We start from the raw sequence: 18,569 nt of genomic DNA, 5'->3' as shown, positions 1-18,569 counted from the left end.
GTCACCCCCGCGCAAGCGGGGGCCCATCTCCTTCGCTTGCGGCCCAATCCGGCCGGTAGCTCGGCGGGCTACCCCTCGTGATGGGTCCCCGCTTTCGCGGGGATGACGGGGTGAGGATGGGCAACCCGTGCTGCTCGTTCAGTAGTCCTTGCTCGCCTTGGCCACGATCGATTCGCGGCCGATGGTCGAGATCGAGCCCAGGATCGACAGCCACGAGGTGATGCGGAACTCCGCCTGCGTGGCGCTGTAGCCACGCCCGTCGGTGATGATCTCGACGTAGAACCGCCGGCCGATGTTCTTGCCCAGCGCGATCGCGGTGCCGCGGCCGAGCGCCTGGTCGGCGCTGACGATGCGCAGCCGGTCGAGCCCGATGGCGGTCCTGAGCTTGTTGATCGGGTCCATTCCCCCGCCGCCGCGCAGCGAGGCCAGCGCGGAGCCCAACTGCAGCACGTCGGTCGCCGATAGCTCGGTAATCGAGCCGCCGAACAGCAGGCGGGCGAGGATTTCCTCTTCCGGCAGGCCGGGGGTCGACTGGAAGCTGATCTCGGGCTCGGTCGCGCTGCCCTGCACCTTCACCGTGACGCTGAGGTCGTCCTTCTCGGTCTCGGCGATGATATCGAGGCGCGGGTCGATCGGCACGTTCTCGTCGAAATTGATGATCCCGCGGGTGAGGTTGAAGCGCGTGCCGGCGAACGAGTAATCGCCGCGGATCACCCGCGCCTCGCCGCCCAGCCGCGGGTTGTCGGTCGTGCCGCGCACGCGCACGGTCGCCTGCCATTCGCTGTCGAGGCCCATGCCGTCGACATCGACTCGGCTCGGCGCGCGGGCATCGATCAGGTAGCGCCACGGCTGGCTCGCCGCGCGCGCGGGAGCGACGTCGAACGGCAGGTTGATCTCGCGGGTCTTGATCTGCGGCAGGCGCTGGTCCGCCGCGGCGGTACCGAGACGCCAGCTTGCGCGGTCGATCAGCAGGCGGCCGGCGATCGTGCCGCCGACGCCGTTGGAGACGATCCGCATCGGCCCGGTGACCGTCGCCGCCAGCCCGTTGGCATTGAGCAGCGCGGCGTCGCGCGCGGCGATCTTGATGTCGAGCTCCGGCCCCTTGATGCCGAGGTCCTCCAGCACAACCGTCCCGCTGCCGACAACGCTGCCATCGTTGGCGGTCACGCCGCGGAAGCTGGTGATGGTCAGGCGCGAGCCGGAAAACGTGCCGCGCGCGCTGACGTTGCGGATGTCGGTGCCCGACAGGCTCGACTGCAGCCGCATATTCTCGCCCGCCAGCGAGCCGCGCACTTGCGGGGTCGCCAGCGTGCCGGTCACGTCCGCCGCGACCGACAGCGGGCCGGTGAGGTCGAACGTGTCGATCGCCAGCAGGCGCCACAGCGCGTCGGCCGGTCCGTTGTAGCGGAGCTGCGCGAACAGGTCGCCCGCGCGCAGGCGGTCGAACAGCGCGCCGCCGCGCGGCAGTCCGGCGATGCGGCCCTGCAGGCGCCCGCGCCGCTGGCCGCCCTCGTCGATCACCGCGCGGGTTTCCAGCCGGTCCGGCGTCAGGCGCAGGACGAGCGAGAGGTCGATCGGGCGCGAGGTCAGCACGAGGCCCGAGCGGCTGAGCCCGGCGACCTTCACCCGCGCCTCGCCCGTCGGGACGCCGCCGGTCGTGCTGGTGAAATCGACCAGGCCCGAAATCTTGCCGCCGATGCCGAGATCGGCCCAGATGTCCGCCACCGACAGCGGCATGTCGGCGAGTTGCAGGTGGACCGCGGTGCGCCCGCCGCCGAACTCGCCGTTGGCGATGATCGCCCCGCCCGCGAAGTTGACCTGCGTCGGCTGGAGCTGCCAGCCGCCGTCGCTTTGCCGGATCAGCACAGCACGGCGCGGCATCGCGATCGGCCGCCCGGCGAACTCCCCGCGCGCCGCAATCGCGACCTGGTTGGGCGCGACGTTGGCGTTCAATTGCAGCGCGAAGCGGCTGCCGCGGCGGCCGGCGATCGAGGCGGTGACGGTGCCGCTGCCGTTCTCGAGCTGCGCCTGCGCCGCGAGGCGGCCGATGAACAGGCTGCCGTAGCTGATCCCCTGCGCATAGACGTTGCCGCTGATCGTGCTGCGGCCCTGCACCAGCAGGCCGTGCGCTTCGATCTTGGCTTGCCCGATCGACAGCGGGGTCGCGCCGCCGAAGGTCGCCTGGTTGGCGTTGAGGCTGACGTCGAACGCCTGTCCGCCCGCCTGCGGCGACAGCGCAATGGTGCCGTCGAGGCCCCCTCCCGCCAGCGCCAGCGTACCGGCGACCGCGCCGTTACCCAGCGTCAGCTCGCCGGTGACCGAGGTCTTCCACACGTCGAGCTTGCGGATCGCCAGCCGGGTGGGGCCGTTGGCGGGCGCGTAAAGGTCGATCGTCCCTTCGAAGGGGCCGAGCAGCGACTGGCCGCGGGTCTCGATCCCAAAGCCGTCCTTGATCGGCGCGATCGCCACGTGCACGTCCTTGAGGCCCGCGGTCGGATAGGGGCTGGCGAAGACCAGCACCGCCTCCGGCCCGCGCGCGGTGTAGGCGCCCTCGACCGTGAACGCGCCGTAATCGACATGCCGCCCGCGCCCGGCGACGCTGGTGCGGCCCGGGCGGATCATGCCGTCGAGCGTCATGTCGAGCTTCGCGGCGTTGATGCGCACCCCGCGGAAGTCGAGCGGACGCGCGCCGCCGGTGGTGATGCCCCCGCTGAAGGCGATCGCCGGCCCCGCGAGATTGGCGAGCGTCGCGTTGGTCACCTTGGCCACGCGCCCGCGCACGTCGGCCGACAGCGTCCACGGCGCGTTCCCGAAGGTCGCGACGATCCGCGCCCCGCCGTTGACCGTGCCCACGTTGGGGATGGCGAGCCCGTTCGCGGTCACCGGCCCGGCGAGGCGGTAGCTCCCCTGCGCGGTGTCGCCCACCAGCGTGAGCTGCGCGTTTGCGCCCGGGAAGTTCAGCGCGAGCGCGTCGCTGGTGAGCTTGGTGCCCTGGTAGCGCACCGTGCCCCTGAGCGTGCCGTTGACCAGCCGCGGATCGATTTGCGCGGTGCCGGTGACGACCCGCGCGACCTTGGTATCGAGCGGCACCGTCCAGCGCGCGCCGTCATACGTCGCGGTGCCCTGCTGGACCAGGCCGACCACCTGCGTGGTGCCGGTGACATAGCGCGCGACCTGGAGCCGGTGCTCGATGGTAAGATCGCGGAACGCGCCCTCGATCGTCGCCGCCACCCGCGCCCCTTCGAGCCGCGAGCCGGGGCCGAGCAGGCCGGGGTCCTTGATCCGCGCATTGATCTGCAGGCCCCTGGCGATGTTCTGACCGAGGTCGAGCATGCCCCGCGCGCTGCCGCCGAGCGCGGGGGTCGCCAGCAGCACCGAGCCGTCGAGCACGCTGTTCTTGAGCGTGCCGGTCGCCTTGTACGACACCGTCTGCCCCAGCAACTGGCGCGGCAAGCCCGCTGCCATCGCCGCCTGCGGGTGCGCCTGCCCGACGATGGTGTACGTACCGCCCTGGTTGAGCATCCGGAACGCGGCGAAATTCGCGCCCTCGCGGCTGACGTAGCCCCAGCCGTCCCACTTCTGCCACGTGCCGCGCCCGGCGATCTTGCCCGCGTAGCCCGCCTTGGCGCCGGTCATCGCCGCGAGGACTCCGTCCTTGGGCGCCACCACGTCGAGCCCGATGTCGAACCTGTTGCCGTCCGGCTCCGCGTCGATCAGCGCGTGGAGCTCGTCGGCCCGGCCGAGCCGCGCGTCGGCCTTCACCTTCACCCGCCCCTGACGGATGTCGGCGTTGGCGACGAGGTTGGCCTTCTGCGCGTTCGGCCCGGCAAGGCCCTTGGCGATGGTCAGGTCCTGGATAGCCAGCCGGTCGATGCGGATATCGAAGTTAGGCAGGATCGGCGCGTCGGGATCGCCCGGCTTGAGCTTCGGCAGGCGGTAGAGCGTGCCGCGGTGCGTCACCAGCTCGCGCACGTCGAGCCCGCGCGAGAACCAGCTTGTCGGCCGCCAGTCGAGATCGACCAGCGGTACGGTCAGGAACGCGCCCTGCGGGTCGGACAGCGTCACATCGTGCAGCCGCGCATTGCCGTAGAGGTTCCCGTCGATCCGCCCGATCGAAATCTTGAGCCCCGAAGCGGGCGCGACCTTGGCGATCTGGTCGACCACCCACCGATGGCCGATCGAGCTGTTGAGCAGCGCGACCGCCGCCACCACCAGCAGCAGGACGGCAGCGATAACGCCGACCGCCCACCTGGCCGCGCGGCGCCCACGATGGCGGCGCACCGGCTCGGCGACCTCGACCACCTCTACCTCGTCCGCCATCAGAACGCCTGGCCCAGCGAGACGTAGACCGCGATCCGGCTATCGCCCGGCGCGGGGTTGATCGGGGTGGCGATATCGAACCGGAGCGGGCCGAAGCCGGTGTTGTAGCGCACGCCGACGCCCGCACCGAAGCGGACCGTCGAAAGATCCAGCGTCACGCTCTGGCTGACAGAGCCCGCATCGAGGAACGGCACCACCGACAGCGCGCCATCGAAGAAGCCGGTCTGGATCCGCGCCTCGACCGCGCCTTCCACCAGACTGCGGCCGCCGGTCGGGTTGCCGTTGATGTCGCGCGGGCCGATCCGCTGGTAGCCGTACCCGCGCACCGATCCGCCGCCGCCTGAATAGAGCCGGCGCGAAGGCGCGATGTTGTCGAGATCGGTGCCGACGATCGTTCCCAGGCGCAGACGGCCCGCGACCACCACCTTGTCGGTCACGCGCTGATAGGTCGAGCCATCGAACTGCGCGCGCAAATAGAAGCTCTCCATCCGCTGGTTGCGCGACACTTCCGGCGACAGGCGGAGACCCGCGCGGAAGCCCTTCTTCGGATCGAGCAGGCTGTCCGAGGTATCGAGCTGCGCGAACAGCGGTATCGCGCCGATGAAGTAGGTCTGGCGCGGCTGGACCACCCCGCCGAGCGGCTGCGGGCGCTCGCTGGTTGCCACCGCTTCGAGCCCGACGCTCCAGGCCAGCGGCTTCTGGAACAGCAGCGTCGAGAGCCGCTCGTAGGTGCCGATCAGCGAGACGGTGCGCGCGTCGTAGGCGTCGCTGTCGACCGTCGAGGCGAAGGCATCGACGGTCAGCACCTTGTCGCGCCCGCCGAGGTTGTTCTTGCGGAAGGTGACGCCGAACAGCTGTTCCTGCGTGCCGGCGATCCCGCGCACGCGCAGCATCCCTTCGGGCGGGAACAGGTTGCGATGCTCCCAGCTCCCCTCGACGCGGATGCCCTCGCCCGTGCCGTAGCCGATCGCGCCCGCCCAGGTGCGCAGCTTCGCCTTCGACATCTCGACATCGAGCGCGACGGTGCCCGGCTGGTCGCCCGACGGCGGCGTCACCTCGCGCGGCGTGACCGTGACCGAGGAGACCAGCCCGGTGGAGACAATCGCGCGCCTGAGGTCGAGCTCCAGGCTGCGCTGGTACACGTCGCCCGGATCGAACCGCGCGATCGTCGCGAGGTGCTTGCCCGAGAGGAAACGCGGCAGGTTCGAGACGACTTCGCCGAACACGTACTTGCCCTTCGGGTGCACCGGCATCGTCAGGTCGCCCTCAGTGCGCGCGTGATCGACCAGCAGTTCGGGCGCGTCGATCGTCGCGAAGGGATAGCCGAATTCGCCGAGCGCGGTGTCGAGGTTGAGTTGCTCCTCGACGATCTTGTCGCTCGACATGAAGTCGCCCGGCTGGATCTCGAACGCGCGGCGAAGCGCCACCGCATCGACCGCGGTGTCGAGCTCGCCCAGATCGATCGCACCAAACCGGTAGCGCGCGCCCGGGATGATATCGAACCGGACCGCGGCGCGTTCGGCGGCGGTCTCCTGCCCGGCCTGGATGCCGGCCACCGAGCGGATCACTTGCGCATCGTAGTAGCCGTACACGCGCAGCATCGTCTCGAGCAGCGTCTGGTCCGCCTTCGCCCGCGCGGCGAGTTGGGCGACGCTGTCCTTGTCGGTGTCGAGCTCGGCAATGGTCGACAGCTCGCCGTAGCGGGCGGCGAAGGCTTCCTTCTCGGGGAACGCGGTATCGTCCGGCGGGAAGGCGAGCGCGAGTTCGTCGGTCACCTGCACCACATCGGCATCGACCAGCGCCGGCCGCGGATTGGCCGCATCCTCCATATCGGCGAATTGGATACTGTCGTCGGGCTCCAGCGGTGCGAGCTGCGGGAGGACGAGATCGTCGGGCCACGGCACGTCGATGGCCGGCACTTCGGCGAGGGGCGAGTTGGGATCGACCTCAAGCGCCGGTTCGGCCGCGGCGTCGGCGGGAGCGCCCTGCACCGCCCAGGCCTCGGGGTTTTCGACCGCGCTGTCGGGGATCAGGTCTTCGAGCGACGGCTCGCTCGCGGGCGGCGGGGTCGCGGGGAGCGGGGCGGCCAGCACCGGCGCCTTGGGCGGGATCGGCCCTTCCTGCGTCGGCAAGTCCTGCGCGGCGACGGGTGCGGCGATCAGCGCCGCGCACCCGGCCGCGATCAGCGCGAGCCTACTCGGAAAAATCGAATTGCGGGAGCGAGGCGTCCTTGGCGGGACTGGCGCCGTCGCGCGCCCGGCGGGGAGCGCTGGCAGCGGCAGCGATGAGCGCGTCGTGCTTTTCGGACGAGAGCCGACGCCAGCCGTCGCGGCCGAGCAACTCGATCGGGCGGTAGCGGATCTTGTATTGCATCCGGTCGGACCCATCGACCCAGTAGCCGAGGTAGACGTGTCCCAGGCCATCTTCCCGGGCGCGCCGGATGTGGTCGAGGATGATATAGTTGCCAAGCCCGGACCGTGCCTCATGTTCCGGGTCGTAGAACGAATAGATCATCGACAACCCGTCGCCCTGCCGGTCGGTGAGGCAGGCGCCGACAAGGCGTCCCGGCATCAATCCGTCGGAGGGCTCCCTATATTCAACGACGTAGCTGGTTACGGGCGTATGTTCCACCATATCGGCGTAATCAATTTCGTCCATCGCGGCCATGCCGCCGCCGGGGTGGCGGGTGCCGAGATACTTGCGCAGCAGATCGAACTGCTCGCCGGTCGCCCACGGGCGGCACTCGGTCGCGATCAGGTCCGAATTGCGCTTGAGATTGCGCTTCTGGGTGGTCGACGGCGTGAAGTCGCGCACCGGCACCCGGACCGAGACGCACGCCTGGCAATCGACGCAGCTGGGCCGGTAGGCGACGGTCTGGCTGCGGCGGAACCCGATCCGCCCGAGCGCCTCGATCAGCTGATCGGCGTGCGGGCCCTTGAGCTCGGTGAACACTTTCCGCTCGCTCTTGCCCGGCAGGTACGGGCACGGCGCGGGGCTCGTCACGAAGAACCGGGGAAAGCGAACGGGGGCCGTCACGGGAGCTGCCAGGGTCCTCTCGCGGGTGAAACAATCGCGTCCGAAGCGCAGCACCTTTATGGCGGTCCGCGCCCGGCGGTAAAAGACCCTTAACCATCTATCTCGGTTAACGGAAACTTAGTTTGCACAGTTGCGAGAAAGTTTCGCGGGCGCTTGGCGCATGCCGCCAGGGGCCGATCAGATCCACCTTCCCTTGGTCGTCGCCCCGGACTTGATCCAGGGCTGGTGCTTTTCCTCGACGTCGCAAAGGCAGCACCACCCCGGATTTAGTCCGGGGTGACGGACCTCTGTGAGCTGATGTCTTGTGCTCGTCAGCAGTTGTGAAGAAGTTTCGCGGGGTGCGGAGTCGTCGCTGACAGCGGAGCTGTGTCGCCCACGCCTGATGCAGAGCGGATGCTTTACCTCCCCTCCCTCGTCGCCCCGGACTTGATCCGGGGCTGGTGCTTTTCCTCGCCGTCGCAAAGGCAGCATCACCCCGGATCTAGTCCGGGGTGATGGACCGGTTTGCATTGACGTCACGCGCTCGCCAGCAGTCGCACCGTGGCCCGCCGCAGCAGGCGATCCTCGGCGCTGAAATAGAGCTGGACCGCTTCATCCTCCACCAGGCAGGACGCGGCGAAGGCGATGTCGGTCGCGTTGCGGTGCTCGGGCGGCGGGGGCACGATCAACGGCTCCAGACCGCGCGCGGTCACCTTCTCGAAGTTGGCGTCGAAGGTGATCCACCCGATCCTCCAGCGCGCATCGACGGTCGCGCCATTGTAGAACATCACGGGATCGCGCCCCGGCAGGGCGACGATCGGCCCGGTCGAGAGGTGCCAGTTGTCCCACGAATCCTCGCGGATGATGAAGGGATCGTCGGCGATCTCCCACGGGCCGTCGGGCGTCGGCCCGACCGCCAGCCCGATGCGCGAGGCGTGGTCCTTGGCGTATTCGTAGAACAGCCGCCAACGCCCGTCAGACCCTTGCGCAACCGTGGCTTCCTTGATGTTGCCCTCGCCCGGCGGCGCCTTCAGCGCGACGCGCTCCTTCTTCAGCGAACGCAGGTCTTCGCCGCGCGCGACCATCAGGCAGCCCTGCATCGGGTCGCCGTGCACCCCGGTGTAGTACACCAGCAGGTGGTGGTTCTCGGCGATGACGACGGTCGGGTCCTCGACCCCGGCGGCGTCATCGTCTTCCGGTCCCGGTTCGATCGCGGGCTTCTGGTCCATCACGAAGCGCAGGTGATCCTTCGAGGTGCCTTGGTAGATCACGCCGGTCGGGTCGCCGGGCTTGAGGGGATTGGGCAGCACGCGGACCAGCAGGTGACAGCCCTTGTCGTCGGTCCAGACGTAGGGGCTCATGAGGTCATAGCCGGCGAGGAGGCCGTCGGGCTCGGAGATGTCGAGGGTGACATCGTCGAGCGCTTCCACGACGTAGGACTGCATCGGCTCAGGCTCCCTGCGCCACGGTCAGCGAGAGCGCGCCGTCGATCGTGACGGTGGTGCCGGTGATGTAGTCGGCCTGCGGTGACAGGAGGAAGGCGACGAGCTCCGCCACCTCCTCCGGCGTGCCCGCGCGGCCCCAGGGGATCGCCGCTTCCTTGCACTTGAGCTCGTCCGGATGGTCGATCGCCGACTGGTTCATCGGGGTGAGGATCATGCCCGGCGCCACGCCATTCACCGCGATGCCCTTGGGCGCGAGCTCGAGCGCGAGCGTCGCGGTGAGCTGCGCCAGCCCGCCCTTGGCCGCATCGTAGTCGACCCCACCCGGCCTCGGCGCGCGTTCGTGTATCGAGGAGATGTTGACGATCCGGCCGCCCTGCCCGGCACTCTCCAGCGCGCGGACGAAGCGGCGGCAGGTGAGGAACGGGCCGACGAGATCAGCCGCAATCGTGTGCTCGAACAGCGCGAGGTCCATCTGCGCGAGAGGAATGCCGCTCATGTTGACGCCCGCCGAATTGACCAGCAGGCGCACCGGGCCGAACGCCTGCTCGGCGGCGGCGAACAACGCTTGAACCTGCCCTTCGTCGGCGACGTCGCAGCGGACGGCCAGCGCCGATCCGCCTGCCTGTTTGATCGCGGCGACAGTTCCGTAACCCGCATCTGCGTCCGCGAAGTACGTCAGCGCAACCCGCGCACCGCGCTGCGCCAGCGCGATCGCGCATGCGCGCCCGATGCCCGACTCGCCGCCGGTGACGACCGCGGTCTGTCCTGCCAGATCCATCACCGCACCAACGCGCCGCCGGGCACGCGGTGCCCGCGGATCAGCCGAGTTCGACCAGCTGGACGGTGTAGCCGCCGTCCTTCAGTGCGGCGACCAGCGCATCGATCTGGTCCTTGTCGCGCGCCTCGCACTCGATGTCGGTGATCAGGCCCTTCGCCGGCAGCGAGGTGAAGATGCGCTGGTGGTAGATCTCGATGATGTTGACGTTGTGCGCGTTGAACTCCTTCATCACCTTGTAGAGCGCGCCGGGGCGGTCCTGCAGGGTGATACGCAGTCTTGCCAAGCGACCCGAGCGGGCGAGATCGCGCAGCAGCACGTTGGCGAGCAGGCGCGGGTCAATATTGCCGCCGCACAGCACGAGGCCGACCTTCTTGCCCTTGAACCGGTTCGGGTGTGCCAGCATCGCCGCGAGACCGGCAGAACCGGCGCCTTCGACGACAGTCTTCTCGATCTGCAGCAGCAGGCTGACCGCGCGTTCCAGCTCGGCTTCCTCGACCAGCAGAATGTCGTCGACCCTTTCGGCGATCACGCGGCTGGTGAACTCGCCCGGCTCCTTGACCGCGATGCCTTCGGCCAGCGTATCGCCGCCGCATGGCATCGGGGTGCCGTTGATCCGCGAATACATCGACGGGTAGAGCGCCGCTTCGACCCCGATCACCTCGATCGGCCGATCCTGCGCCTTGGCGACGGTGGACACGCCGCTGATGAGCCCGCCGCCGCCGATCGGCACCACCAGGCAATCGATCTCCGGGGCATCCTCAAGCATCTCGAGCGCCACCGTCCCCGCGCCCGCGGCGACGTGCGGATCGTCGAACGGGTGGACGAAGGTGAGGTTGCGCTCCTTTTCGAGCTGGCGCGCGTGGGCGTAGGCGTCGTCGAAGGTCTCGCCCTCGAGCACGACGTTGCCGCCGACGCTCTCGGTCTGCATGATCTTCACGCTCGGCGTGGTGCGCGGCATGACGATCGTCACCGGCACGCCGAGGCGGGTGCCGTGGTAGCTGAGCCCCTGCGAGTGATTGCCGGCCGAGGCCGCGATCACGCCGCGGTCGCGCTGTTCCTGGGTGAGCTGGAGCAGCGCGTTGAGCGCGCCGCGCTCCTTGTAGGCGGCGGTGAACTGCAGGTTCTCGAACTTGAGCCAGATCTCGGTGCCGACGATGTTCGACAGCGTCTGCGAATGCATCGTCGGGGTGCGCACCACCGCGCCCGCGATCCGCTGGGCGGCGGCGCGGACATCGTCGATCGTGAGCGGCAGAGCGGCGTCTGCGGCCTGAGGGCGGGCGGTGGCGGTCTGAGTCATCGCGGGCGCCCTAGGCCAGATGCGACGCTAGGGAAACCGGCGAAAATCTTGGGAGCGGTCAGGCCTTGGCTTGCATCTCGGCAATGAGCTGCCCGTCGATCGCTTTGCCTGCCTGGTATGCTTCGCGGTTGCGGAAGCGATTGGCGTAGGCCTCGAAGTTGGCGCGCGTCGGGATCGAGCCGAACTGAAGACCCCAGTCGACCGCGCTGCCGACATAGACGTCCGCCATCGTGAACCGCCCGCCGCAGACGTAGTCGTGAGCGGACAGCCAGCCGTCGAGCGCATCGACCGTGCGGTCGTAGTTGCCGAACCCCGCCATCCCCTCACGCTCGGGCTTAACTTCCCAGCCCATCGACTTCGCGACCACCGCCTGTTCGAGCGGCCCCGCGGCGAAGAACAGCCAGCGGAAGTAGTCCGCCTTCTCGTGATCGCGCGGGAGCAGGTCGGGCGCGCTCATCTCGGCGAGGTAGTGGCAGATCGCCGCCGCTTCAGTAACCACATGGTCGTGCCCGCCGTGGTGGTGGACGATGGTCGGCACTTTGCCCATCGGGTTGACCTTGAGAAGATCGCCCTTGGCTGCCCAATCGACCAGCACCTGCTCGTAGTCCGCGCCCGCCTCGTGCAGCGCCCAGCGCACGATCTGCCCGCGGCTCATCGGGTTGGTGTAGAAAGTGTATTCGGCCATCTCAGCTCTCCTTCAGGGCGCGCCAGCGCGCCGCACCGTCCTCGCCGTAAATCCGCACCACGTCCTTGCCCGAGTAGAAGATCGGGAACTGCTCGGCGCCCTCGGGCAGCACGACCCACGGCTGCTTGCTCTCGGTGAAGATGTGCACGTCGGGCGGAAATGCATCGGGATCATCGAGCGTGCCGACGCGGATGAAGTCCGCCTTGTCGTCCGCGCCCGCGTAGTGGCTCCACAGCGCGACCTTGCAGGTCCGGCAGCGGAACACCGGCTGGCCCTTGCCGATGGCCGACGGGGTATCGATTCGCTCGGGCTGGCCTGAGACCAGCTCGACCCGCTCCGCCTCGATCACCGCATTCAGGGCGAACGCCGTGCCGCTTTCCCGCTGGCACCAGCGGCAGTGGCAGCAGTGAACCACGATCGGCTCGCTCCCCAACCGGTAGCGGACTTCGCCGCATGCGCAGCCGCCTTCGTGCGTGGCCATTCGACTCACTCCCCGGCGCGACCCGGAGTAGAACATTAGCGGAACATCACCGTCCGTCAATCGCGGTCGGGAGCGCCCGGCGGGAAGTAGTGGCGGAACGGCCGCGCCTCCTCAACGCAGCGCGATACCGACGGCAGCGCGAGCAGCTCAGCGCGCAGGGCTTTGAGCCGCGGATGATCGTCCGGGATCGGCTCGATCCAGTCGGCATAGAACAGCGCCGGGGCGGCGGCGCAAGTCACTAGGCTGACGTGCGGTGGCAGCGTGTTCGCGCCGAGCCAGTCCTCCAGCCAGTGATAACTGCGGCGCAAGCCCGCCTTGGCGTCCTCCACCTCCGTGGGATCGGGCGTTCCGTTACCGACGATGTAGGCGAGAACCACCCGCGTCGCGGTGTTCATCACGTAGTTGTCGAATACTCGGTCGATCATCCGCGCGGTCGCCGCCTGCGCCGGATCGGGCGGGATCAGCGGCGCCGGGCCGGGGTGGTGGACCGCGAGGTATTCGACGATCGCGGTCGCCTCCACGACCGTTGTGTCGCCGTCGACCAGCACCGGGAACTTGCCCGCGGGGTGCGCCGCGGCGACGAACTCGCCGTTGTCCGCGCCCTCGCCCGGATCGACCGAGCGGAACTCGAACGGCGTGCCGTTGGCGTAGAGCGGAATCAGCGCCTTCCAGGTGTAGGACGAGAACGGGTGGCCGTAGATCTGCAGCATCACCAGGTCCCCGCCGCCATCTTGCGCTGGCGCTCGGCCTCGCGCTCGCTCTTGGCGCCGATCGGGCCTTCGGGCGGATAGGGCGGCAGCGCGCCGCCGGGTTTGTAGGTGGCGATTACGGTGCCCTTGTCGGTCACCCGGTGCTCGATCATCTCAAGCCCCTCGACCGGGGTGCCCTCGCCGAACAGGCGCTTGCCTTTCCCCAGGGTGACCGGGAAGGTCATCAGCACCAGCTCATCGATCAGGCCCGCCGCGAGGAGCGCCGGATAGATCGTGCTCGATCCCTGGATGACGAGGTCGGAGCCCTCACTCGCCTTGATCGTCGCGACATCCTCGATGCCCTTGAGGCGGTGGCTGTTCTGCCACTCGAGCGGCTGGTCACCGCGCGTGAGGACATATTTATTCGCCGCATCGAACGCATCACGCATCGGGCGGTTCTCCGGCTCCTCGGCATAGGGCCAGTAGGCCGCGAAGATGTCGTAGGTCCGGCGTCCGAGCAGCAGGTCGTAATCGCCGGAGAACATCTTGCCGAGCGTCTCCTCGATGCCCGGGTCCCAGATCTTGAACATCCAGCCGCCCTCATCGAAGCCGCCCTGCGTGTCCTCGGTCGGGCCGCCGGGGGCCTGCATCACGCCGTCCAATGACAGGAAGCAGCCACCGGTGATCTTGCGCGCCATCGTCAGTCTCCCCGCCGCGCCGCGTCGATCGCCGCGACGTCGATCTTCTGCATGTCCATCATCACCGCAAAGGCGCGCTTGGCCTCGTCGCCGCCGGCGGCGAGCGCCTCGGTCAGCGTGCGAGGGGTGATCTGCCAGTTGACGCCCCACTTGTCCTTGCACCAACCGCACGCGCTTTCCGCCCCGCCATTGCCGACGATCGCGTTCCAGTAGCGGTCGGTCTCTTCCTGATCCTCGGTCATGATCTGGAAGCTGAAGGCTTCGGTCTGCGGGAACTGGGGGCCGCCGTTGAGGCCGAGGCACGGCACGCCGCAGACGGTGAATTCCACCGTCAGTTCGTCGCCTTCGTGCCCGTCTGGATAGTCGCCCGGCGCGCGGTGAACCGCGGTCACCTGGCTGTCGGGGAAGACCGAGGCGTAAAACTCCGCCGCCTCGCGCGCGCCCTTATCGTACCAGACGCAAATCGTGTTCTTGTTAGGCATTGCTTCTACTCCTTGCGCGGGCCGACGAGGCCGATGGTCGCGCCGCTCGGGTCGTGGGCATAGACGGTGTATTCGCCGCCGGGGATCTGCTGCGGCTCGCCCAGCACCTCGCCGCCGTGCTCGACCGCCGCGGCGCACGCGCGGTCGATGTCGTCGACGCCGGCGAAATACTGCCAGCGAGTGCCCTCGCCGCCCGGCTGCGCCTTGGCGATCGCGCCGATGCCGCCGCCGTCGTGCTGGATGAACAGGTAGTCGCCCATCGGCCCCATCGGCATCGCGCCTTTCTGGGTCCAGCCGAACAGTTCGGTGTAGAGCGTCACCGCCGCTGCCTGGTCGGTGGTCCACAGCTCGTTCCAGCGGATGTGCTGCGCCTTGGCGTAATCGAACACGTCGCTCTTAGCGCCGGGCTCGGGCGGGGTGGGGTTCATGACATAGAACTGGGCGCCCTGCGGATCGGCGACCATCGCGATGCGGCCGACGCCCGGCATGTCCATCGGCGGCATATGCACCGCGCCGCCCGCAGCCTTGATTCGCGCGACCGCCGCATCGACCTCGGGATGGTGGATATAGCCGAGCCACACCGGCTTGGCGCCGTGGGCCTTCATGTCGTCGCTCATCGTCAGCACGCCGCCGGCGTTGCCGCCGTCGCTGCGCTGGATCATGCGGTAGGTGGTGCCGGTGGGCATTGCCTGTCCCTCGGCCGCGATTTCCCAGCCGACCACCGCGCGGTAGAAGTCGCGCGCCTTGTCGACATCGTCGGTGATCAGCTCGTACCAGACGAAGCCGCCGCGCTCGTCGCTCATCACTTGCCTCCCAGTTCGAGGACCGGCTCGAAGCCGCCGTAGATCATGCGCTGCGGATTGAAGGGCATGTTGTCGGGCATCTTCATGTCCGGATCGTTCATCATCTTCTCGGCCGCCGCGTCGCACACCGCGCGGCTGGGCCAGGTCATGTAGCTGAAGACAACGTTCTCGCCCTCTTCCGCCTTCACTGCCCTGTAGAAGTCGGTCTGCTGGCCTTGGGGAACGTCGTCGCCCCACGCCTCGACCACGCTGGTGGCGCCGTAGCCATCAAACATGGTCCAGGCATCGTCGGCCATCTTGCGGTAGTCCTCGCGCCGCCCCTGCGGCACCGGGATGACGAAGCCCTGGACATAGTCGCCCTTGTTCGGCGTGCCGTGCACGACCATCGGCTCGAACCCGCCGAAGATCATTCGCGCACCGTCGAACGGCACCGGGTTGGTCTCGCGGCTCATGCGCGGGTCAGCCTCCATCAGCGCGGTGATCTTGGCCATGCCGGCATCGCGGGTCGCCTTGTCGGGCCATTCGATCCACGCGAAGGCGACCGTCTCATCGTCCTTCGCGGCGACCGCGCCCTGGAAGTCGGTCGTCTCGCCGGGCTTGAGGTCGGCGCCCCAGCATTCGACGACGCGAAGCGCGCCATGCTCGAGGAACACCGGATCGACCGTGCTGGCGTGGCGGAGGAATTCGTCCTTGCCGGTGCTCGGCACCGGAATCACGAAGCCATCGAAATACGACATCGGTTCTCTCCTCTCAGGCCGTGGCGGCAGCGAAGGCTTCGGGGCCCTGCTCGACCGCGGCCTGGTCCATCCACATGACTTCCCAGTTGTGCCCGTCAGGGTCCTCGAAGCTGCGGCCGTACATGAAGCCGTAGTCCTGCGGCGGATCGCAATCGACGTTGCCACCCGCGGCCGCGACATCGGCCAGCGTGGCGTCGACATGTTCGCGGCTGTCGCGGCTGAGGCAGAGCATCACCTGCGCGCTCTGCCGGGCGTCGGGGATCGCCTTGGTGGTAAAGCTCTTCCACTTGTCGTGGGTGAGCAGCATCACGCAGATCGTGTCCGACAGCTGCATCGCGGCTGCGGCCTCGTCGGTGAACTTGGGCTCGTTGGTGAAGCCGATGGCCGAGTAGAATGCCTTCGACGCGTCGAGATCGGCCACCGGCAGGTTCACAAAAATCATCTGGGTCATCGCAGCTCTCTCCTTCGCTTGCGAATCGGAACTTGCCTTTTGTGAGAGACTCGGTTACAAAAAGCAACTGTGAAGTTACAAAAAGAAACTACGCTTGAAAAGCAGGGGCATGGCCGGTGGTACGGCGATGCCTGCGGGACGGCGTTCGCCATGGAACTGGTCGGCGAGCGGTGGTCCCTGCTGATCGTACGTGAACTTATGTTAGGCGCGCGACGGTTCTCCGACATTCGCGCCAGCTTGCCCGGAATCAGCGCCAAGGTGCTGACCGAGCGGCTCACCTCGCTGGAGGAAGCGGGTGTGCTGGTGCGCCGCCAGCTGCCGCCACCCGGCAAGGCGCAAGTCTATGAGCTGACCGAGTGGGGCTATGCCGCCGAGCCGCTGATCCAGGAGCTCGGCCGCTGGGCCGCGCAGTCGAGCGCGCATGACCCGACCCTGCCGCTGTCGCCCGTCTCGCTGATGCTCTCGATGCGGACGATGGTGCAGCACAACCGGCTGGCCCAGTTCGCCCGCCGCCGGATCGGCTTCGCAATCGGCGAGGAGGAATTCATCGCCGAGCCGACGATGCGCGAACTGCCGATCCGCCGCGAGTCTGTCCGGCATGCCGACACGGTATTCCGCGCGCCGATCGCCTCGATCGTCGCCGGCGGGTTCTATGCCGGCGTGCCGTGGGACGAGCTGGAGCGCGATGCCGGGCTATCGATCGAAGGCAACCGCGATCTCGCCATGCGCTTCGCCAGCCTGTTCCGCCTGCCGCCCAAGCTCGCCTAGCGCTGGCGGAAGGCCCAGCGCAGCGTCTCCGACATCGTCCGCGTCGCCATTCGCGCGGGCAGCGCGCTGACCAGCGGCCGCGTTAGCGCGAGCATCGTACGCGCATAAGGCGGCAACAGGTCCACCGCCGTGGTGCCGAGCGTGCGTTGCACCGCCGCCGGTGCGCCATCGGGCCGCTGGCTCAGCACGAGCCGCGCGACCTCGCGTGCCGCCTCACTGGTGGCGAGATCGCCGCGCAGCTCCACGATCAGCGCCTCGGCCTCAGCCTTGCTCTCCGGGACCGGATCGGCGCCGAGCGCGCGCGCAATGAGCGCGAACTGGCGGAAGTATTCGTCCTGCTCCGACAGCGGCATCCCGGGGCGGACGATGGCAAGATAGGCTTCGAGGAAGCTGGTCGCCTCCGCCACGTGCACCCACGCCAGCGTGCGCGGATCGGTCGCGGAATACGGCGTGCCGTCCGGCAGCGTCCCGCTGACCTTGGTGTGGATGCGATTCACCCGCTCGATCGCGGCCATCGCGTCGTCGCGGTGCGCGAAGGTCGTCACCGCAATGAACCGCGCGGTGCGGCGCAGGCGCCCGTGCATGTCCGCGCGGAAGTCCGAATGGTCGAGCACGCCCTGCAGCGCGTGCGGGTGCAGCATCTGCAGCAGCAGCGAGCGGATGCCGCCGACCAGCATCGACACCACGCCCGCGTGGACCATGCGGATCGGCGAATCGCGTCCGAAAAGCGCCTCGTCGCTCAGCGCGACCGGCTGCTGTCCCGCCGCGACATCGTTGAGCACGCCGCGCACCTTGCCGACCAGGCGGCGGCGCAGGAAATCGGCGGGCGAAGGCGGCGGCATCGCGGACTGTTATCGGGACAAGATAAGTTGCTCGCAAGGACGCTTGCGACCACCCGCGCCCGCGTATAGTCGGCACAGGCGATGAACGACATGACCGACGCCCTCGATAGCAGCCAACGCACCGTACTTGCCGCGCCCGACACCACCGTCAGCGCGCGCGAGGTGTTCGGGGTCGACGTCGACTGGCAGGTTCCCGCGTTCAGCAAGGCCGATCCGCGCGTGCCGGATATCGACGAAAGCTACGTGTTCGATCCGGACACCACGCTCGCGATCCTCGCTGGCTTCGCCAACGACCGCCGCGTGATGGTCCAGGGCTATCACGGCACCGGCAAGTCGACGCACATCGAGCAGGTCGCCGCGCGTCTCAAATGGCCGTGCATCCGCATCAACCTCGACGCGCACATCAGCCGCATCGACCTCGTCGGCCGCGATGCGATCGTGCTGCGCGACGGGTTGCAGGTGACCGAGTTCCGCGAGGGCCTGTTGCCGTGGGCGCTGCAGCACCCGGTGGCGCTGGTGTTCGACGAATACGACGCCGGCCGCCCCGACGTGATGTTCGTCATCCAGCGCGTGCTCGAACAGCAGGGCAAGCTGACCCTGCTCGACCAGAACCGGGTGATCCGACCCGATCCCAACTTCCGCCTGTTCGCCACCGCCAACACCGTCGGCCTCGGCGATACCAGCGGGCTCTATCACGGCACCCAGGCGATCAATCAGGGGCAGATGGACCGCTGGAACCTGGTCGTCGCGCTAAACTACCTGCCGGCGAAGACCGAGCAGGAGATCGTCCACGCCAAGAGCCCCGAGACCGACGCCAAGACCATCGCCGACATGGTCAAGGTCGCCGACATGACCCGCCAGGGGTTCATCGGCGGCGACATCTCGACCGTGATGAGCCCGCGCACGGTGATCACCTGGGCGCAGAACGCGGCGATCTTCGGCGACGTCGGATTCGCCTTCCGGCTCACCTTCCTCAACAAGTGTGACGAGGCGGAGCGGGTGCTGGTGGCCGAGTACTACCAGCGCGTGTTCGGCGTCGATCTGCCCGAGAGCGTCGTCGGCAAGAACTGACTTCTTG

General features: G+C 68.4%; 17 protein-coding genes. 2 read left to right on the top strand and 15 right to left on the bottom strand.

All coding sequences use genetic code 11. The features are described 5' to 3' along the window. Window positions 1–138: 138 nt before the first annotated feature. From ELY12_RS05040 to ELY12_RS04975, 14 genes are all read right to left on the bottom strand, one after another. On the bottom strand, window positions 139–4,320 hold the full coding sequence (locus tag ELY12_RS05040) for a translocation/assembly module TamB domain-containing protein (protein WP_126175608.1): 4,182 nt from the start codon (window positions 4,318–4,320) through the stop codon (window positions 139–141). Continuing rightward, the gene (locus tag ELY12_RS05035; RefSeq protein ID WP_241229730.1) at window positions 4,320–6,452 is read right to left on the bottom strand and encodes an autotransporter assembly complex protein TamA; all 2,133 of its coding nucleotides are present in this window, start codon (window positions 6,450–6,452) and stop codon (window positions 4,320–4,322) included. The genes ELY12_RS05040 and ELY12_RS05035 overlap by 1 nt, the downstream gene beginning before the upstream one ends. 61 nt (window positions 6,453–6,513) lie before the next feature. After that, a complete protein-coding gene (locus ELY12_RS05030; protein ID WP_126175607.1) occupies window positions 6,514–7,356 on the bottom strand; it encodes an arginyltransferase in 843 nt (280 codons plus the stop codon). A 515-nt stretch (window positions 7,357–7,871) separates the two neighbouring features. Beyond that, complete coding sequence (locus ELY12_RS05025; RefSeq protein ID WP_126175606.1) at window positions 7,872–8,780, bottom strand: glycoside hydrolase family protein; 909 nt, start codon at window positions 8,778–8,780, stop codon at window positions 7,872–7,874. A 4-nt stretch (window positions 8,781–8,784) separates the two neighbouring features. Next, window positions 8,785–9,558 carry an SDR family NAD(P)-dependent oxidoreductase gene (locus ELY12_RS05020; protein ID WP_126175605.1) on the bottom strand — a complete coding sequence of 258 codons (774 nt, stop codon included), beginning with the start codon at window positions 9,556–9,558 and terminating at the stop codon, window positions 8,785–8,787. A 40-nt stretch (window positions 9,559–9,598) separates the two neighbouring features. After that, window positions 9,599–10,855: a threonine ammonia-lyase gene (locus ELY12_RS05015; protein ID WP_126175604.1), complete on the bottom strand. Its 1,257-nt coding sequence runs from the start codon at window positions 10,853–10,855 to the stop codon at window positions 9,599–9,601. Window positions 10,856–10,913: 58 nt separating this feature from the next. Beyond that, window positions 10,914–11,540, bottom strand: coding sequence for a glutathione S-transferase family protein (locus tag ELY12_RS05010; protein ID WP_126175603.1), 627 nt, complete (start codon window positions 11,538–11,540; stop codon window positions 10,914–10,916). A gap of 1 nt (window position 11,541) precedes the next feature. After that, window positions 11,542–12,021, bottom strand: a complete 480-nt coding sequence (locus ELY12_RS05005; RefSeq protein WP_126175602.1) for a GFA family protein — start codon at window positions 12,019–12,021, stop codon at window positions 11,542–11,544. Window positions 12,022–12,077: 56 nt separating this feature from the next. Then, the gene (locus ELY12_RS05000) at window positions 12,078–12,731 is read right to left on the bottom strand and encodes a glutathione S-transferase family protein (protein WP_338142048.1); all 654 of its coding nucleotides are present in this window, start codon (window positions 12,729–12,731) and stop codon (window positions 12,078–12,080) included. Then, window positions 12,731–13,408 carry a dihydrofolate reductase family protein gene (locus ELY12_RS04995; protein WP_126175600.1) on the bottom strand — a complete coding sequence of 226 codons (678 nt, stop codon included), beginning with the start codon at window positions 13,406–13,408 and terminating at the stop codon, window positions 12,731–12,733. The genes ELY12_RS05000 and ELY12_RS04995 overlap by 1 nt, the downstream gene beginning before the upstream one ends. 2 nt (window positions 13,409–13,410) lie before the next feature. Further along, on the bottom strand, window positions 13,411–13,890 hold the full coding sequence (locus ELY12_RS04990; protein WP_126175599.1) for a VOC family protein: 480 nt from the start codon (window positions 13,888–13,890) through the stop codon (window positions 13,411–13,413). 5 nt (window positions 13,891–13,895) lie between these two features. Then, window positions 13,896–14,693 (bottom strand): VOC family protein, encoded by a 798-nt coding sequence (locus ELY12_RS04985; protein ID WP_126175598.1) that lies wholly within the window; start codon window positions 14,691–14,693, stop codon window positions 13,896–13,898. Next, complete coding sequence (locus ELY12_RS14665) at window positions 14,693–15,430, bottom strand: DUF1428 domain-containing protein (RefSeq protein WP_126175597.1); 738 nt, start codon at window positions 15,428–15,430, stop codon at window positions 14,693–14,695. Before ELY12_RS14665 ends, ELY12_RS04985 begins: the two co-directional genes overlap by 1 nt. Window positions 15,431–15,443: 13 nt before the next feature. Continuing rightward, window positions 15,444–15,881 carry a VOC family protein gene (locus ELY12_RS04975; RefSeq protein WP_126175596.1) on the bottom strand — a complete coding sequence of 146 codons (438 nt, stop codon included), beginning with the start codon at window positions 15,879–15,881 and terminating at the stop codon, window positions 15,444–15,446. Window positions 15,882–15,950: 69 nt separating this feature from the next. On the opposite strand from ELY12_RS04975, the gene ELY12_RS04970 reads away from it, so the two are divergent. Next, a complete protein-coding gene (locus tag ELY12_RS04970) occupies window positions 15,951–16,649 on the top strand; it encodes a winged helix-turn-helix transcriptional regulator (protein ID WP_126175595.1) in 699 nt (232 codons plus the stop codon). Here ELY12_RS04970 and ELY12_RS04965 read toward each other — a convergent pair. After that, window positions 16,646–17,491: an oxygenase MpaB family protein gene (locus ELY12_RS04965; protein WP_126175594.1), complete on the bottom strand. Its 846-nt coding sequence runs from the start codon at window positions 17,489–17,491 to the stop codon at window positions 16,646–16,648. The genes ELY12_RS04970 and ELY12_RS04965 overlap by 4 nt on opposite strands. Window positions 17,492–17,572: 81 nt before the next feature. Between ELY12_RS04965 and cobS the strand changes: the two genes are divergently transcribed. Beyond that, window positions 17,573–18,562, top strand: coding sequence for a cobaltochelatase subunit CobS (gene cobS, locus ELY12_RS04960; protein ID WP_126175593.1), 990 nt, complete (start codon window positions 17,573–17,575; stop codon window positions 18,560–18,562). Window positions 18,563–18,569: the final 7 nt, after the last annotated feature.

It is taken from the genome of Tsuneonella rigui, from assembly GCF_003958625.1.
In the GTDB taxonomy this organism is placed as follows: domain Bacteria; phylum Pseudomonadota; class Alphaproteobacteria; order Sphingomonadales; family Sphingomonadaceae; genus Tsuneonella; species Tsuneonella rigui.
The sequence above is the reverse complement of the archived record's forward strand: the minus strand, read 5'-3'. Positions and strand labels throughout refer to the sequence as shown.

Bases quoted from the DNA above. Each gene is read 5' to 3' on its own strand.
- ELY12_RS14665 (WP_126175597.1), bottom strand. From the start codon at position 15,430: ATGTCGTATTTCGATGGCTTCGTGATTCCGGTGCCGAGCACCGGCAAG.
- ELY12_RS04975 (WP_126175596.1), bottom strand. From the start codon at position 15,881: ATGACCCAGATGATTTTTGTGAACCTGCCGGTGGCCGATCTCGACGCG.
- ELY12_RS05010 (WP_126175603.1), bottom strand. From the start codon at position 11,540: ATGGCCGAATACACTTTCTACACCAACCCGATGAGCCGCGGGCAGATC.
- cobS (WP_126175593.1), top strand. From the start codon at position 17,573: ATGAACGACATGACCGACGCCCTCGATAGCAGCCAACGCACCGTACTT.
- ELY12_RS05000 (WP_338142048.1), bottom strand. From the start codon at position 12,731: ATGCTGCAGATCTACGGCCACCCGTTCTCGTCCTACACCTGGAAGGCG.
- ELY12_RS04990 (WP_126175599.1), bottom strand. From the start codon at position 13,890: ATGCCTAACAAGAACACGATTTGCGTCTGGTACGATAAGGGCGCGCGC.
- ELY12_RS04985 (WP_126175598.1), bottom strand. From the start codon at position 14,693: ATGAGCGACGAGCGCGGCGGCTTCGTCTGGTACGAGCTGATCACCGAC.
- ELY12_RS05005 (WP_126175602.1), bottom strand. From the start codon at position 12,021: ATGGCCACGCACGAAGGCGGCTGCGCATGCGGCGAAGTCCGCTACCGG.
- ELY12_RS05015 (WP_126175604.1), bottom strand. From the start codon at position 10,855: ATGACTCAGACCGCCACCGCCCGCCCTCAGGCCGCAGACGCCGCTCTG.
- ELY12_RS04965 (WP_126175594.1), bottom strand. From the start codon at position 17,491: ATGCCGCCGCCTTCGCCCGCCGATTTCCTGCGCCGCCGCCTGGTCGGC.
- ELY12_RS05040 (WP_126175608.1), bottom strand. From the start codon at position 4,320: ATGGCGGACGAGGTAGAGGTGGTCGAGGTCGCCGAGCCGGTGCGCCGC.
- ELY12_RS05025 (WP_126175606.1), bottom strand. From the start codon at position 8,780: ATGCAGTCCTACGTCGTGGAAGCGCTCGACGATGTCACCCTCGACATC.
- ELY12_RS05020 (WP_126175605.1), bottom strand. From the start codon at position 9,558: ATGGATCTGGCAGGACAGACCGCGGTCGTCACCGGCGGCGAGTCGGGC.
- ELY12_RS04995 (WP_126175600.1), bottom strand. From the start codon at position 13,408: ATGGCGCGCAAGATCACCGGTGGCTGCTTCCTGTCATTGGACGGCGTG.